13 protein-coding genes are annotated in these 16083 nt (G+C 72.4%); 6 read left to right on the top strand and 7 right to left on the bottom strand.

Going from position 1 to position 16083, the window contains the following annotated elements; all coding sequences use genetic code 11:
• Positions 1 to 6 precede the first annotated feature (6 nt).
• From ACKTSN_RS40945 to ACKTSN_RS40930, 4 genes are read right to left on the bottom strand one after another with little or no spacing between them, the layout of a single operon-like run.
• Positions 7 to 1212 (bottom strand): sensor histidine kinase, encoded by a 1206-nt coding sequence (locus ACKTSN_RS40945; RefSeq protein ID WP_409473687.1) that lies wholly within the window; start codon positions 1210 to 1212, stop codon positions 7 to 9.
• Positions 1209 to 2918: a cation acetate symporter gene (locus ACKTSN_RS40940; protein ID WP_409473686.1), complete on the bottom strand. Its 1710-nt coding sequence runs from the start codon at positions 2916 to 2918 to the stop codon at positions 1209 to 1211. The genes ACKTSN_RS40945 and ACKTSN_RS40940 overlap by 4 nt, the downstream gene beginning before the upstream one ends.
• 20 nt (positions 2919 to 2938) lie before the next feature.
• Positions 2939 to 3334, bottom strand: coding sequence for a hypothetical protein (locus ACKTSN_RS40935; protein ID WP_409473685.1), 396 nt, complete (start codon positions 3332 to 3334; stop codon positions 2939 to 2941).
• Between the two features lie 9 nt (positions 3335 to 3343).
• Entirely contained in the window at positions 3344 to 4099 is a 756-nt protein-coding gene (locus ACKTSN_RS40930; protein WP_409475044.1) for a LytR/AlgR family response regulator transcription factor, read from the bottom strand.
• Positions 4100 to 4176: 77 nt separating this feature from the next.
• Here ACKTSN_RS40930 and ACKTSN_RS40925 point away from each other — a divergent pair, with 77 nt between their 5' ends.
• From ACKTSN_RS40925 to ACKTSN_RS40905, 5 genes are all read left to right on the top strand, one after another.
• Positions 4177 to 4680: an Lrp/AsnC family transcriptional regulator gene (locus ACKTSN_RS40925; RefSeq protein WP_224738984.1), complete on the top strand. Its 504-nt coding sequence runs from the start codon at positions 4177 to 4179 to the stop codon at positions 4678 to 4680.
• Positions 4681 to 4804: 124 nt separating this feature from the next.
• The gene (gene ddaH / locus ACKTSN_RS40920) at positions 4805 to 5617 is read left to right on the top strand and encodes a dimethylargininase (protein WP_385508986.1); all 813 of its coding nucleotides are present in this window, start codon (positions 4805 to 4807) and stop codon (positions 5615 to 5617) included.
• Complete coding sequence (rocD, locus tag ACKTSN_RS40915; protein ID WP_409473684.1) at positions 5614 to 6840, top strand: ornithine--oxo-acid transaminase; 1227 nt, start codon at positions 5614 to 5616, stop codon at positions 6838 to 6840. Before ddaH ends, rocD begins: the two co-directional genes overlap by 4 nt.
• Positions 6841 to 6995: 155 nt before the next feature.
• Positions 6996 to 9599, top strand: coding sequence for a SpoIIE family protein phosphatase (locus ACKTSN_RS40910; protein ID WP_409473683.1), 2604 nt, complete (start codon positions 6996 to 6998; stop codon positions 9597 to 9599).
• 505 nt (positions 9600 to 10104) lie between these two features.
• Positions 10105 to 12891, top strand: a complete 2787-nt coding sequence (locus tag ACKTSN_RS40905; RefSeq protein WP_409473682.1) for an NACHT domain-containing protein — start codon at positions 10105 to 10107, stop codon at positions 12889 to 12891.
• A gap of 56 nt (positions 12892 to 12947) precedes the next feature.
• On the opposite strand, the gene ACKTSN_RS40900 is transcribed toward ACKTSN_RS40905, so the two are convergent.
• The 3 genes from ACKTSN_RS40900 to ACKTSN_RS40890 form a co-directional block, all read right to left on the bottom strand.
• A complete protein-coding gene (locus ACKTSN_RS40900) occupies positions 12948 to 13763 on the bottom strand; it encodes an SAM-dependent methyltransferase (RefSeq protein ID WP_409473681.1) in 816 nt (271 codons plus the stop codon).
• Positions 13764 to 13826: 63 nt separating this feature from the next.
• A complete protein-coding gene (locus tag ACKTSN_RS40895) occupies positions 13827 to 14039 on the bottom strand; it encodes a DUF397 domain-containing protein (RefSeq protein WP_409475043.1) in 213 nt (70 codons plus the stop codon).
• Between the two features lie 25 nt (positions 14040 to 14064).
• On the bottom strand, positions 14065 to 14895 hold the full coding sequence (locus tag ACKTSN_RS40890; RefSeq protein ID WP_409475042.1) for a helix-turn-helix domain-containing protein: 831 nt from the start codon (positions 14893 to 14895) through the stop codon (positions 14065 to 14067).
• Between the two features lie 306 nt (positions 14896 to 15201).
• On the opposite strand from ACKTSN_RS40890, the gene ACKTSN_RS40885 reads away from it, so the two are divergent.
• Entirely contained in the window at positions 15202 to 15942 is a 741-nt protein-coding gene (locus ACKTSN_RS40885) for an ATP-binding protein (protein WP_409473680.1), read from the top strand.
• The last annotated feature ends 141 nt before the right edge of the window (positions 15943 to 16083 follow it).

Below are 16083 nucleotides of genomic sequence, written 5' to 3'. Positions count from 1 at the left end.
GAGTCTTCACTCGCGGGTGAGCCGCCCCGCCGAGTGCACGCCCGGCTGGTATTTCGGCAGCCGGGCGGTGACTTTCATGCCCGCACCGACCGCGGTCTCGATGACCAGGCCGTAGTCGTCGCCGTAGACCTGGCGGAGCCGGTCGTCGACGTTGGACAGGCCGATGCCGCCCGACGGGCTGACCTCCCCGGCAAGGATGCGGCGCAGCAGGTCGGGATCCATTCCGGCGCCGTCGTCCTCGATGACGACCAGGGCCTCGGCGCCGGTGTCCTGCGCGGTGATGCTGATGTGGCACTTGTCGGACTTGCCCTCGAGTCCGTGCTTGACGGCGTTCTCGACGAGCGGCTGGAGGCAGAGGAACGGCAGGGCGACCGGGAGCACCTCGGGGGCGATCTGCAGGGTGACGGAGAGGCGGTCGCCGAAGCGTGCCCGCACGAGCGCCAAGTAGTGGTCGATGGCGTGGAGTTCGTCGGCGAGGGTGGTGAAGTCGCCGTGTCTGCGGAACGAGTAGCGGGTGAAGTCGGCGAACTCCAGGAGCAGTTCGCGGGCACGTTCGGGGTCGGTGCGGACGAACGAGGCGATCACCGCGAGCGAGTTGAAGATGAAGTGCGGGGATATCTGGGCGCGCAGGGCCTTGATCTCGGCCTCGATCAGACGGGTGCGGGACTGGTCCAGGTCCGCGAGTTCCAGCTGGACGGAGACCCAGCGGGCGACCTCGCCGGCCGCCCGGACGAGGACGGCGGACTCGCGGGGCGCGCAGGCGACGAGGGCGCCGTGCACACGGTCGTCGACGGTGAGGGGGGCCACGACCGCCCAGCGCAGTGGGCAGTCGGGGGCGTCGCAGGTGAGGCGGAACGCCTCGCCGCGGCCGGTCTCCAGCGGGCCGGCGAGCCGTTCCATGATCTCGGCGCGGTGGTGGTCGCCCACTCCGTCCCAGACGAGGACGTGGGTGTCGTCGGTGAGGCACAGCGCGTCCGTGCCGAGCAGGGTGCGCAGCCTGCGGGCCGACTTGCGGGCGGTCTCCTCGGTGAGGCCCGCCCGCAGCGGGGGTGCGGCGAGGGAGGCGGTGTGCAGGGTCTGGAAGGTGGCGTGCTCGACGGGGGTGCCCAGGCCTCCGAGGCTCTCCGGGCGGTTCGTACGCCGGCCCAGCCAGAAGCCCGCGGCCAGCAGCGGCAGAACGGCGACGCACAGGCCGGCCAGGAAACCGCTCATGCCTTCACCTCCGTCCGCAGTTCCTCCGGCAGATGGAACCGCGCCAGGATCGCCGCCGTCCCCGCCGGGACCCGGCCCGGGGTCGCCAGGGAGACCAGCACCATCGTGAGGAAGCCCAGCGGCACCGACCACAGCGCGGGCCAGGCGAGCAGGGCGTGCAGCGGGCCTGCCCCGGGGAGTCCGGCCATGGTCGCGCCCACGGCCAGGAACGCCGAGCCGCCGCCCACCAGCATCCCGGCGGCCGCGCCGGGCGGGGTGAGCCGCCGCCACCAGATGCCGAGCACGAGCAGCGGACAGAACGACGAGGCGGACACGGCGAAGGCCAGCCCGACCGCGTCGGCCACCGGCAGCCCGCCGACCAGGGCGCTCGCCGCGAGCGGCACCGCCATGGCGAGCACCGTGCCGAGCCGGAAGTGACGCACGCCGCGGGTCGGCAGGACGTCCTGCGTCAGCACGCCCGCGACGGCCATGGTCAGCCCCGACGCCGTGGACAGGAACGCGGCGAAGGCGCCGCCCGCGACCAGCGCGCCGAGCAGATCGCCGCCGACGCCGCCGATCATCCGCTCGGGCAGCAGCAGGACCGCCGCGTCCGCGTCGCCGGTGAGGGTGAGTTCGGGGGCGTACAGCCGGCCGAGGGCGCCGTACACGGGCGGCAGCAGGTAGAAGCCGCCGATCAGCGCCAGCACGGCCACCGTCGTACGGCGCGCGGCCACGCCGTGGGGGCTGGTGTAGAAGCGGACGACGACATGCGGCAGGCCCATGGTGCCGAGGAAGGTGGCGAGGATCAGACCGTACGTGGCGTACAGCGGGCGTTCCTCGCGGCTCTCGGCCCGGGAGGGCGACATGCCGCCGCCGGCCGAGTCGGCCGTGGGGACGGGATCGCCCTTGTCGAAGGTCAGGCGGGTGCTCTGCTCGATGCGGTGGGTGCCGGCGGGGAGCCGCAGGCTGTCGTCCTGGTACCTGCGGCCGTCGACCGTGCCGGTCACCGTCACCGTCAGCGGTTCTTCGAGCTTCAGGTCGAGGGTGTCGTCGACGCGGACGACGCGCTGTTCGCGGAAGCCGGCCGGTTCGTCGAAGACGTTGCGGGGGGCTCCGTCGCCCTGCCAGGCGAGGACCAGGAACAGGGCGGGGACCAGGAGGGCGGTGAGTTTGAGCCAGTACTGGAAGGCCTGCACGAAGGTGATGCTGCGCATGCCGCCCGCGGCGACGATCGCGGTCACGACGACGGCGACGATGATCCCGCCGAGCGAGTCGGGCGCGCCCGTCAGTACGGTCAACGTCAGCCCGGCGCCCTGGAGTTGGGGCAGCAGGTACAGCCAGCCGACGCCGACGACGAAGGCGCCCGCGAGCCGCCGCACCGCCGGGGAGGCGAGCCGGGCCTCGGCGAAGTCGGGCAGCGTGTAGGCGCCGGAGCGGCGGAGGGGGGCGGCGACGAAGAGCAGGAGGACGAGGTATCCGGCGGTGTAGCCGACGGGGTACCAGAGCATGTCGGGCCCCTGGACGAGGACCAGGCCGGCGATGCCGAGGAAGGAGGCGGCGGAGAGGTACTCGCCGCTGATGGCGGCGGCGTTCAGGCGCGGGCCCACGGTGCGGGAGGCGACGTAGAAGTCGGAGGTCGTTCGGGAGATGCGCAGGCCGAACGCGCCGACGAGGACGGTCGCGACGACGACCAGGGCGACGGCGGGGACGGCGTATCCGGAGTACACGGGCGTGGGCCTCGGCCGTCTCAGCGGTCCTCGACGAGACGGGCGAAGTCCCGTTCGTTGCGCTCTGCGCGCCGCACATACCAGCGGGCGAGCAGCACCAGGGGCGCGTACAGGCCGAAGCCGAGCACCAGCCACTCCAGACGGCGGGCGTTCGGGGTCGTCGCGAACACCAGGGGCAGCGGTCCGACCAGCAGGCCGAGCACGGCGAACACGGTGAGCGCGGCGCGCAGTTGGGTGCGCATCAGGGAGCGCACATAGGTGTGACCGAGGGTGGTCTGCTCGTCGATCTCGGTGCGGGGACGGTAGTAGCCGGAGGCATGGGAGTACCGCCCGCGCGAGCGAAGCCGAGCGTGGGGGAGGGTGCGGCGGGGCGGTCCGGTGACGACGACGCGGCGTTCGGTCTGGTCCTGGGGCATGCGTTCCCCCTAGCTCGTGGTCCGGCGCATCAGCAGGTCCCGCAGCTCACGGGCGTGGCGGCGGCTGACCTGGAGTTCCTCGGAGCCGACCAGGACGCTGACCGTGCCCGCGTCCAGGTGGAGTTCGCCGATGTGGCGCAGGGCGACCAGATGGCGGCGGTGGATGCGGACGAAGCCGCGGGAGCGCCAGCGGTCCTCCAGGGTGGACAGCGGGATGCGCACCAGGTGGCTGCCCTTGCCGGTGTGCAGTCGGGCGTAGTCGCCCTGCGCCTCGACGTGGGTGATGTCGTCGACGGCGACGAAGCGGGTCACGCCGCCCAGTTCGACGGGTATGTGGTCGGGGTCGGGCTCGTGCACGGGGATGCGCGGTGTGGTGCCGCGCAGTTCGGCGGCCCGGCGCACGGCCTCGGCGAGGCGCTCCTTGCGGACCGGCTTGAGCACGTAATCGACCGCCTTGAGGTCGAAGGCCTGGACGGCGAAGTCCTCGTGGGCGGTGACGAAGACGACCAGCGGCGGCTGGGCGAATCCGGTCAGCAAGCGGGCCAGGTCCAGTCCGTCGAGGCCGGGCATGTTGATGTCGAGGAAGACGACGTCGATGGCCTCCGGCCCGTCCGGCCCGGACTCCAGGGCGCGGTTGATGCGGCGCAGCGCCTCGGTCGCGTCGCCGGCGCCCTCCGCGCTGCTGATCCGCGGATCCGCGTTCAGCAGGTACACGAGTTCCTCGAGCGAGGGGCGTTCGTCGTCGACAGCCAGGGCGCGCAGCATGAACGTGGAGTCTAGGAGCATTCCGTACGCCTGCACACGGGCCGGACGTGGACGTTTCCGCTGGATACAGTGCCCGCATGAACAGCAGGCCGGCATCCTTCGACGAGCTCGACCGGAAGATCATCACCGCGTTGATGGCGAACTCCAGGACCAGTTTCGCCGAGATCGGCACGGCGATCGGGCTGTCCGCGACCGCCGTCAAGCGCCGGGTGGACCGGCTGCGCGAGACGGGCGTGATCACCGGGTTCACGGCGACGGTGCAGCCGTCGGCACTGGGCTGGCGCACGGAGGCGTACGTCGAGGTGTACTGCGAGGGCGCCGCACCGCCCCGACGGCTGGCGGAGGTCGTGCGCCATCACCCCGAGATCACGGCGGCGATGACGGTGACCGGTGGAGCGGACGCGCTGCTGCATGTGCGGGCGAGGGACGTGGAGCACTTCGAGGAGGTACTCGAGCGGATCCGTGCGGAGCCGTTCATCAGGAAGACGATCAGCGTGATGGTGCTGTCCCATCTGATCCCGGAGAGCCCTGAGGCGGGTGCCAGCCACCCTGCCCCGCAGGCCGCACCAGACGTGCGCTGAGGGCGTTCAGAACGCAGCATTCCTGCGCGGACACGCAGCTCTTGTTGCTTGTCGCCCGTCGCGGTCGCTTCCTACCTTGGTGTCACCCCTCAGTCGACACCGCTGGAAGCGGAGGTACCCCTCTGTGCCCACAAGCCGTGTGCCGCGCCGACGGCGCTTCCTCGTCTGCGAACCCAGACACTTCGCCGTGCAGTACGCGATCAATCCCTGGATGCATCCCGACGTCCGCGTAGACCTCGATCTCGCCCAGGAGCAGTGGCAGGCACTGATCCACACCTACCGGGCCCACGGCCACACGGTCGAGACCGTGCCGCCGGTGCCCGGGCTGCCGGACATGGTCTTCGCCGCGAACTCGGCGGTCGTCGTCGACGGCCGCGTCTTCGGCTCCCTCTTCCACGCACCCGAGCGCCGCCCCGAGTCCACCCACTACGAGACCTGGTTCAAGGCGGCGGGCTACGACGTCTACCGGCCCGAGAACGTGTGCGAGGGCGAGGGCGACCTCGTCTTCACCGGCCGGTACCTGCTGGCCGGCACCGGCTTCCGCACCACCCGCGAGGCGCATCGCGAGGTGCAGGAGTTCTTCGGCGTCCCGGTGATCTCGCTGACGCTGGTGGACCCGTACTTCTACCACCTGGACACGGCGCTGTTCGTGCTCGACGACGAGAACATCGCGTACTTCCCGGAGGCGTTCTCGCCCGGCAGCCGCGAGGTGCTGGAGCGGCTGTACCCGGACGCGGTGCTCGGCACCCGCGAGGACGCGATGGCCTTCGGGCTGAACTCCGTATCCGACGGACACCACGTCTTCGTCCCGCCCCGCGCCGAGGGCCTCGCCTCGCGGCTGGCCGACCGCGGTTACGTCCCCGTCCCCGTCGACCTGTCGGAGTTCCACAAGGCCGGCGGCGGCATCAAGTGCTGCACCCAGGAGATCCGCCCATGACCGCACCCGCCCGTACCCGTGACTCCGTAGAGCTGATCCGCGCCGAGGAGCCGGTGCTCGCGCACAACTACCACCCGCTGCCCGTGGTCGTCGCCCGCGCCGAGGGCACCTGGGTGGAGGACGTCGAGGGCCGTCGCTACCTCGACATGCTGGCCGGCTACTCCGCCCTCAACTTCGGCCACCGGCACCCCGCGCTGATCGACGCGGCGCACCGCCAGCTGGACCGCCTGACCCTGACCTCGCGTGCCTTCCACAACGACCGGCTCGCCGAGTTCGCCGAGCGGCTGGCCGGGCTGACCGGCCTGGACATGGTGCTGCCCATGAACACGGGCGCGGAGGCGGTCGAGAGCGGCATCAAGGTGGCGCGCAAGTGGGCGTACGACGTGAAGGGCGTCCCCGCCGACCGGGCCACGATCGTGGTCGCGGCGGAGAACTTCCACGGCCGTACGACGACCATCGTCAGTTTCTCCACGGACGAGACCGCGCGCACGGGCTTCGGCCCCTTCACGCCGGGCTTCCGGATCGTGCCGTACAACGACCTGGCGGCGCTGGAGGCGGCGATCGACGAGACGACAGCGGCGGTGCTGATCGAGCCGATCCAGGGCGAGGCCGGGGTGGTGATCCCGGACGACGGCTATCTGGCGGGCGTCCGCGACCTGACCCGTCGCAAGGGTTGCCTGTGGATGGCGGACGAGATCCAGTCGGGCCTCGGCCGTACCGGCCGTACCCTCGCCGTCGAGCACGAGGGCGTCGTCCCGGACGTGCTGCTCCTCGGCAAGGCGCTGGGCGGTGGCATCGTGCCGGTGTCGGCGGTGGTCGCGCGCCGGGAGGTCCTCGGTGTGCTGCGGCCGGGTGAGCACGGTTCGACGTTCGGCGGCAACCCGCTGGCGGCGGCGGTCGGCACGGCGGTGGTGGACCTGCTGGAGACGGGCGAGTTCCAGCGCCGGGCGGCGGAGCTGGGCGTGGTCCTGCGGGACGGCCTGGCGAAGCTCGTCGGCCAGGGTGTCGTCGGCTTCCGGGCGCGCGGGCTGTGGGCGGGCGTCGACATCGACCCGTCCCTCGGCACCGGCCGCGAGGTCAGCGAGCGCCTCATGCGGGAGGGCGTTCTGGTCAAGGACACCCACGGCTCCACGATCCGCCTGGCACCCCCACTGACCATCACGGAAGAGGAGCTCCGCTCCGCCCTCGACGCACTGGAGGCGGTGTTGCTGCGAGGCGCGTGAGGGCACCCACTCCGGCGAGGGCCCTTCATGAGCGAGGTCCGCTTCGATCCCACTCGTCTGCCCGGCACGTGCCTCCGCGCGGCAGGGGCGACGGGCGAAGGATGAAGATGGGTGGGAGAGGTGGTAGACCACTCTCAGCGACAGAGAGGTCGGCCGTGGGCACTTACGAGGACCGCGACGTCACCCGTCGACGGTTCGACGTGGCGGATGCCGCGCCCCTGCTGCTGGACGCACGGGGCGTGGTGACGAGCTGGACCCGGGACGCCGAGCGGATGCTGGCGTACGGGGCCGCCGAAGCCGTGGGCACCAACCTGGCCGACCTGCTGACCGCCGAGGACGCCCCGCGGGTGCCGGAGGTCGTCGAGCACTGCCGCAGGGACGGTGAATGGGCCGGGCTGCTGACGGCCCGGCGCAAGGACGGACTGCCCGTCCGGGTGATGGTGCGGATCACCTCCGGGCGGGAGACGCGCGGCCCCTCGCAGTGGCTCGCGCTGATGTCGGAGCTGGCGGACGCGCCCGGCTGGGACATGAGCCGCACCATGCTGGAACAGATCGTCGAACGCTCCCCCGTCGGCATAGCGATCGTCGACACGGACCTGCGCTACGTCTGGTCGAACGCGGCCCTCGCCCAGTTCGGCGGCGGACCCCCGCACCGTCGGCTGGGACTGAGGCTGGCGGACATCCAGCCGGGCCTGGACACCGAGGCGATCGAAGCGCAGATGCGGCACGTGCTGGTGACCGGCGAATCCGTGGTCGGGTTCGAGCACGTGGGCAGGGTCCGGTCCGCTCCGTTCCGGGAGACCTCGCACATGATGTCGTTCACCCGGCTCGACGACGGCCAGGGTCACCCGGTGGGCGTGTACTACGTCGTCGTGGACATCAGCGACCGGCACCGCGCCCGGCAGCGGCTGGCGCTGCTCGACCGGGCCGGCGAGCACATCGGCCGCACCCTGGACATCACGCGGACCGCGCAGGAGCTGGCCGACGTGGCCGTGCCGGAGCTCGCCGACTTCGTCACCGTGGACCTGCTGGAGTCGGTGCTGGGCGGCGCGGAGCCCGCCCCCGGGCCGTTGAGCGCCTCGGAACCCGTGCCGCTGCGCCGCGCGGGACACCGGTCGGTGGACGTGGTCCCGAGGGCCGTCCGCGCCGTCGGCGAGGTGGCCACGTATCTGGCGGGATCGCCCCCCATCCGCTGCCTGACGACGGGCAGCTCCTGGCTCGAGGAGCGGCTCGACCCGCTCGGCGAGGAGTGGGTCACGGACACACACGGTGGCCGGAGGTCCATCTTCCTGGAGCTGGGCCTGCACAGCGCGATGATCGTGCCGATCCGGGCACGGGGCGTCACCCTGGGTGTCACCTCCTTCTTCCGGCGCCGCCGCCACGAGGCCTTCGACACGGACGACCTGAGCCTGGCCGAGGACCTCGTCTCCCGGGCGGCCGTCTGTGTGGACAACGCCCGGCGCTACACCCGCGAGCGGGACGCGGCCCTGGTGTTGCAGCGCAGCCTGCTCCCGCACCGGCTGCCCGAGCAGGACGCCGTGGAGGTGGCGGCCTGCTACCGGCCCGCCGACGAGCTGACCGGCGTCGGCGGGGACTGGTACGACCTCATCCCGCTGTCCGGTGCGCGGGTCGCCCTCGTGGTGGGCGAGGTGGCCGGCCACGGCATCGACGCGGCAGCGGCCATGGGACGGCTGCGTACCGCTGTACGGACTCTGGCCGCCCTGGACCTGCCGCCCGAGGAGGTGCTCGGTCACCTCGATGACGTGGTGGCACGTTCCGATCACGAGGAGGGCATCGCACCGGACACGGGAGCGACGGACCGGGCCCAGGCGGGCGTACCGGATGCGGAGGGAGCGGCGCACGCCCGTGGACCGGACGCAACCGGCCCCGACGACACCACGGGCACCGCACCCGACGCCGAAGAGACCGACGGCACCCGCCCCTCCGCGCCGGTCACCGGCAGGCCCGCCGACGGGTCCGGCGCCGGATGTGTGTACGTCGTCTACGACCCGGTCGACGGGCGGTGCGCGATGGCCGCCGCCGGGCATCCGGCGCCCGCGGTGATCCTGCCCGACGGCACGGCCACCTTCGTGGAACTCCCCCAGGGGCCGCCCCTCGGCGTGGGCGGACCGCCCTTCGAGTCGGTCGAGGTGACGCTCCCACCGGGCAGCACGCTCGCGTTGTACACCGACGGGCTGCTCGCCGACGGGGTGGGGGCCTGGGCCGTCGACGCGGACCGGGACCGGCTGCGGCTGGCCCTGGAGCGGCCGGGGCCCTCGCTCACCGTCCGGTGCCGTTCCGTGGTCGACGCCCTGGTCCCCTCCCGCCCGTACGACGACGTGGCCCTGCTGATGGCCCGTACCCGCCGGCTCGGCGCCGACCAGGTCGCGGACTGGGAGCTGCCCATGGATCCGGCCGTCGTCGCCGAAGCCCGCAAGGCGGCCATGCGGCAGCTCGCGGAGTGGGGGCTGGAGGAGCTGGCGTTCACGACGGAACTCGTCGTGAGCGAACTGGTCACCAACGCCATCCGGTACGCCCCCGGCCCCATCCGGCTGCGGCTGATCAGGGGGCGGGCCCTGGCCTGCGAGGTCTTCGACGGCGGTGCGACCGCTCCGCATCTGCGCCATCCCCGCACCACGGACGAGGGCGGGCGCGGGCTGTTGCTGGTCGCGCAGCTCACCCAGCGGTGGGGCACCCGTTTCGTACCCGACGGAAAGATCATCTGGGCGGAGCAAACGCTGACGGAACCTCCTGCGTAACAGGGGGACACGCCGCGAACCAGTGCGCACAGCACCTCCGCAGACGCACCACCGCCGCGAACACCCGTCCCGTCGGTCACCCGTGGCGGCGAAGATCGTCGATCCTTCCCTTCGGGGGGCGAACCGCCGTGTGAGCGTGGTCGTGTGCTTCGCCGTCTCGGACTGGGAGTGGCCGGTGCCGCGTCGGTCGCGCTGGTCGTCGCCCTCGTACGCCACAGCGACGACAAGGACGCGGCCTCGCTGTGGGTCTCGGTGGTCTCCGCAGCGCTGGCGGTGTGCGCGTTCGCCGCGGGCCTCCTGCGTGGACAGAGTGGCGCCGAGACCGCCGCTGCGGGGAACCGGCGGCTGCAAGCGGCCGACGACCTCGCCGAGGCGGTGCGGGTCCAGTGGGCCGCGGAGGCCCGGCTGCGCCGGTTGCAGGACCCCGGCGCCACTGGACGTCCACTGGTCCCGCGTCGGTCCGCCGCTCGCCGACCACCCGCGCAACATCGCGTGCGGGCTGCCGTTGCCGGCACCACGCGACGGGGACGAGCGGCTCGACCGGATCGTCGGGACGTTCCGGGCCGTTCCCTCGGGCCGGCTCGTCGTGCTGGGCGATCCGGGCGCGGGGAAGACCATCCTCGCCGTGCGCTTCGTGCTGGGCTCACTCGCCGTACGGCGACCGGGCGACCCGGTGCCGGTGCTCTTCCCCCTGGCGAGCTGGGACCCCCGGTCCGCACCGCTGCGCGGCCGGCTGGCCGAGCGGCTGGCCGCGGAGTACCGGCCGCTGGCCGCCGTCCGTGACGGGCGCACGCTGGCCCGCGAGTTGCTGGACGAAGGTCTCGTGCTTCCCGTGCTCGACGGCCTCGACGAACTGCCGGAGGCCACCCGCGAGGACGCGCTGCGGCGCCTGAACGCCGAACTGGACGAGCGGCTGCCGGTCCTGCTCACCTGCCGCACCGCGGAATGGGCAAGCGCCGTGTGCGGCGGCGATGTGCTGACCGCGGCGGAGGTCGTACGGTTGCGACCGCTGGACTTCGACACCGCACGGAACTACCTGGAGCGCACGGCCCGTTCGAGCCCTGACGGCTCCACGGCGTGGACGCCGGTGCTGGCGGCCCCCACGCCACCGCTCACGGACGTACTGACCACACCCCTGATGGTGACCTTGGCGCGCACGGTGTACGGCGACACCTCCCGCGACCCAGGCGAACTGGCCGATCCCGGCCGCTTCCCCACGGCGCAGGCCATCGAGGAACACCTGCTGGACGCGTTCGTACCGGCGGCCTTCGCGGACGCGGAGGGCACCTGGCGCCCGGGCGCGGCCCACCACTGGCTGAGCCGCCTCGCTCGTGACCTCGGGCACCGTCGTCCCGGCTCGACGCCCACCTGGCGCCTGGCCTGGTGGGAGCTTCCGACGGCGATGCCGAGGGCGCTCGAGGTGATCGGACCCGCGCTGCTGGCGCTGCTCGCCACTGCCGCGCTGCTGGTGCCGCTGGCCGTCCACGGCGGAGGTGTGGTCGCCAACTGGGACAGCGGGCTGTCGGCCGTGCTCAACCTCGCGGGCATCGGGTCCGGCCTGTGCTTCGGACTCGCCTTCCTGCTGCCGGCCACCGCCGAAACCCCACAAGGGCCACGGTGGTTGGCGCGCACGGCGGCGCGGACGACCGCCGCGGCCACGGTCGTCGCGGTGGGTCTGGGCCTGCTGGTACCGCCCCTGGTCGGCGCACGCCTGGGGGCCGTGATCACCCCGAGACCCACCTGGTTCCTCAACGGGTGCTGCTTCGGACTGATCCTGGCGATGATGTTCGCCGTCGCCGGCCTGTCCCGGCGCCCCCTCCCGCTGGCCCTGCCCTGGGCGGGGAGTCCGAGCGGCCCCGTGGCCGTGCGCGTGGCGGGTGCCCTGGTCGTCTTCGCCGGTCTTGCGATCCAGGGCTATTACGGTGCGTTGGTCCCTGCCGCGACCTGCTGCGGGGCCGGGCTGCTGCTGTCCCTGGCCGGGCTTCGGCGCGGGGAACGGGTGGCAGCGCAGCATCCCGGTCCGGCCGCCGTGCTGCGCGGCTTTCGGCGCGGCCTGCTACGGGGCTTCGTCGCGTGCACGCTGATCGGCGTCACCGCCTCGGCGGTCGTCGGATGCGTCAGCGGCGCGTTCGCCGCGTACCGGATCCACTGGCCCGCTCACCGGCTTCAGAGCGGTGAGGTCTTCGAGGGCTGGCGGCTCCACGAAACGGACGACGGTGAACGCTCCGTCCGCTCGACGGGCCCGCGCGAGGTCCTGCTCGTGGAACGCGCGGCGCTCGACCGGCCGTTCGCCGTGATGAAAGGCGCCCGGATCTCGTGGGACGAGCGACTCGGAGGGCGGACGGAGGGCGTGCGGATCCGTGCGGGGAGCGACGGTTGGGTGGTCGACTGGACCGGCCCGCCCGACGAGTGGGACGGCAGACCTGTCGACGCACACAACCTGGTGGTCGCCCTGCCCGACCCCGTGAAGGTGTGGCTCGTGCACCGGCCCGCCGGAACGGTCGTGCGGGACGCCGTGGTCCCCCTCGTCTGGTTCGGGGTGCTGATCGGCGCCATCGGGGGCTGCGCCTCCGGTGTCTACCGTGTTCTGAACACACCGTCCGACACGATCCGCGCGGCCGGTCCGCAAAGCACCCTGCGCACCGACCGCGCCGCGACTCTCGCGCGCGGTGCGATCGCCGCCCTCCTGGCGGGCGGGGTCTGTCTGGTGCTGATCTCGGCGCTTCGGCGGGGCAGCACGCTGGGCACCATGCACACCGAACTGTGGGTGCCGGTCGGCACCTCCGCGCTCGCGCTCGGCGCCTGGGGGCGGATGGGCGCCGCCAGGATCTGGCTGGCCGTGACCGGGCGGGCGCCCTGGCGGCTGATGCGGTTCCTCGAAGAGGCGCACCGCCGTGGCGTGCTGCGGCAGTCGGGTGCGCACTACGAGTTCCGGCATCTGCGACTCCAGCACCGCCTCGCCGAGGTCGCCGGTGCGGGCGGTCGGCGCCGAGCCGAGATCCAGCGGGCCGCGCTGTGGGCCACCGCCGCGGGAACGGCCTGGCTCATGGCCTACCTGGCGGGCCGCCCCGTACTCGAAGCCCCTGCGGGCGATCGGCTGGACCCGTCGGAGACCGCCCAGGTGATCACGGCCGTCGGCGCACTGGGGACGGCGCTCGGTATGAGCGCGGCCGCGATCATCAAGGCCGTGGCCCTGCTGATCCACGCACGAGCCGACATGGAGCGGGCACGCACCGGCCAACCGCAGGTGCAGCCGGAACCGGAGCCGGTCTCCGGCGACGAGCAGGCCTGATCCGTCGCAGCCCGCGGGTGGGCCGGGGCCACAGGTCGGCCCCGGCCCGGGATGGTTCACGGCTTGCGGGCGACCGCCCCGTACATCGCGATGTCCTCGTCGCGGATGCCCTGCTCCCCCGTGCCGTCCGGGCGCCACTTGTGCACCTGGACGATGCCGGGGTCGACGAGCTCCAGCCCCTCGAAGAACTCGTGGGCCTCGTCGATGGTGCGCAGCCGCATCGGCATGTTGCGGGCCGCGTACTCGCGGGCGACGCGACCCACCTCCTCCGGCGCGAACTCGGCGGTGCCGATGGACATCGCCAGGTAGCTGCCCGAGGGCAGCGGCTCCAGCAGGCGGCGGACGATGCCGACGGCGTCGTCCTCGTCGAGGACGAAGTGGACGATCGCGATCACCGTGAGGGCGACCGGCTGCGTGAGGTCGAGGGTCTCGCGCAGTTCGGGGGCGTCGAGGATGCTCGCCGGGTCGCGGAAGTCGGCCTCGATGTACGAGGTGCGTCCCTCGGGGGTGCTGGCCAGCAGGCCCTGGGAGAGAGTGAGGACGATGGGGTCGTTGTCCACGTAGACGACCCGCGACCCGGGCGCCACGGCCTGGGCGATCTCGTGGAGGTTCGGGGAGGTGGGAATGCCGGTGCCGATGTCCAGGAACTGGCGCATCCCCGCCTCCTCGGCGAGCCAGCGCACGGCGCGGTTCATCCAGTCCCGGTTGGCCCGCATGTGGATGGGCAGGGCGGGCCACTCCCGGGACATGGCGTCGCCCGCCTCCTTGTCCGCGGGGTAGTAGTCCTTGCCGCCCAGAATGTAGTCGTAGATCCGCGCGGAGTGCGCGTTCTCGGTGTCGATGCGGTCGGCCGGCCATCCGTTGTCAGGCAACGCCGTGTCTCCCATTCGGGTCGTGGCTTGGGGTGCGGGGAACGCTCAGCAGTAGCAGGGGAGTCAGAGGAGGAAGTCGGCGTCACCCGCCTTGACACCCGTCAGGAAGCTCGACATCTCCAGCGGGGTGAAAACCAGCGCCGGACCGTCGGGATCGGTCGACTGGCGTACGGCAACGCGTCCGTCGGCGAGCTTCATCACTTCCACGCAGGCGCCTCCGGCGTCGTCGCTCCACGGCTTGGCCCAGCCGCGTGCGCCCAGTTCCCGGGACGGCATGCCGTTGCGTATGTGGTGGTGCACGTCAGAGCTCCTTGCGAATCGCCCCGAGGAGGGCCTCGGTCTTGCCGGCGGGCGTCGCCTGGGCGCCCAGCCGGTCCAGGGCCTCGCGATACACCACGACGTCGTCGCTCTTGTCCAGGTAGACAGCGCCCACCAAGCCGTTGAGGTAGACGATGTCGGGCAGTTCGCGGGCCCGGAACCGGAAGAGGTGGAACGCGCCCGCCCGCATGGCCGGGTGCGGACCGTTCGCGAACCGCATGATCTGCAGGGTCACCTGCGGCAGCCGGTTCATCTCGATCAGATGGTCGACCTGCGCGCGCATCACGTCGGCGCCGCCGACCGGCCAGCGCAGCACCGTCTCGTCCATCACGACCCACACCCGCGGCGGCTCCCGGCGGGTCAGCAGCTCCTGGCGCCGCATCCGCAGGGCGACCCGGCGTTCGGTCGCCTCGGCCGGGGCGTGCGGATTGCCGGCGCCGAGCAGGGCGCGTGCGTAACTCTCCGTCTGCAGCAGGCCGTGGACGAACTGGTTCTCGTAGGCGCGGATCTGCAACGCCGCCTGCTCCAGGCTCAGATACGCCGCGAACCAGTCCGGCAGCACATCGCGATAGGTGTGCCACCAGCCGCGCTTGTTGGCCTCACGGACGGACTTCAGGAAGGTGTCGATCTCCTGCTGGTCCGTCACACCGTAGACCTGGAGCAGCTTCTCGGCATCCGCCAGCCTGAGACGGGCCACCTTGGCGGCCTCCATCCGGCGGATCGTGGAGTGGCTGACCCCGAGGGCCTCGCCCGCCTGCTCGTACGTCAGGCCGGCCCGCGTCCGCAGCTCCTCCAGCTGTCGGCCGAGGATCATGCGCAGGACGGAAGGGGCGCCGCCCCAGTCGGTCTCGGTCACGCCTCACCCCCTCACGCCGTCAGCTCCCGGGTCACCGTCTCACGCGTTCACGCTTGCCTGGTCATTCGATCACTTCCTGGCGGAAGCAGCATGCACTTGAGCCATTGCAATTTTCAACTTGCAGGTTGCGAGCGGTAGTTGGCGGGTGCCACAGTGGGCTCACTGTCCTCGGCCAGCCGAAGAGAGTGACGGCTCGGTCCAGTTGGGGGAGACAGAGCCGCGACGACACCCGACGTCCGCACGGCACATGAAAGGCGTACGGCGATGGCTCCGTCCTCCCTCCCCCACCCGCTGGACAGACTGCCCGAGGACGAGCTTCACGGCCGACTGCCGGGGCGGACCGTTCGGCCGTCCGGCGCCGAGCCCTTTGCGCGCCTGCCCGGTGCCGGGCTTCCCCTCCGGCCGGCACAGACGCCGCACCCCCCACAGCCACCCGGAGGCGAGCAGCATCCTGGTCGACTCCCCGGGCCCTCGGGCCCCGACCGGCTCGCCTCCGGGGACCCCGCTCCCCGTCGAAGCCACACGTTCGTCCTGCCGGCGGCCCCGGAGTCGGTCGGCGCCGCCCGCAGAAGCGTGCGCGAGACGCTCACCGCATGGCACATCGGCGCCGAGGCCCGCGACAACGCCCTCGTCGTGACCTCCGAGCTCGTCACCAACGCTGTCATGCACTCGGCGAGCGAGCGGATCGTGTGCCGACTGCACGCCACCGCAGGCCGCGTCCGTATCGAGGTCGAGGACCAGAACCGCGGGCCCACTCTCCCGGCACCCCGGCAACCGGGTCCCGACGACCAGAGCGGGCGTGGACTCCTCCTGGTCGAGGTGCTGTGCGACGACTGGGGAGTCCGGGGCACCCCGCACCGCGACGGGCGCATCGTCTGGGCCGAGCTGACGACGGAACCGACGGATCCCGCCCCGGCCACACCGGCACCGACGGCCCTTCCCGCACGGTCCGTCCCCCACTCGGTCGAAGGACCCTTACCGCACGCTCCGACCGCACAGCCCTGACCTGCGACGGACCGAGCCCGCGTCCGGGGGCCGCACCGGTTCCCCATGACCACGCCTGCACCTAAACTGAACCCTCACGACATGCCGGTTGAGCTGCGAGAACGCGGCGGTGAGCCGAACCGACGGAGTGAGGAGCCACCC

The sequence above is a fragment of the Streptomyces flavusporus genome, assembly GCF_046267975.1.
Lineage (GTDB): Bacteria > Actinomycetota > Actinomycetes > Streptomycetales > Streptomycetaceae > Streptomyces > Streptomyces flavusporus.
This window is presented reverse-complemented; position numbering and strand designations above follow the sequence as displayed.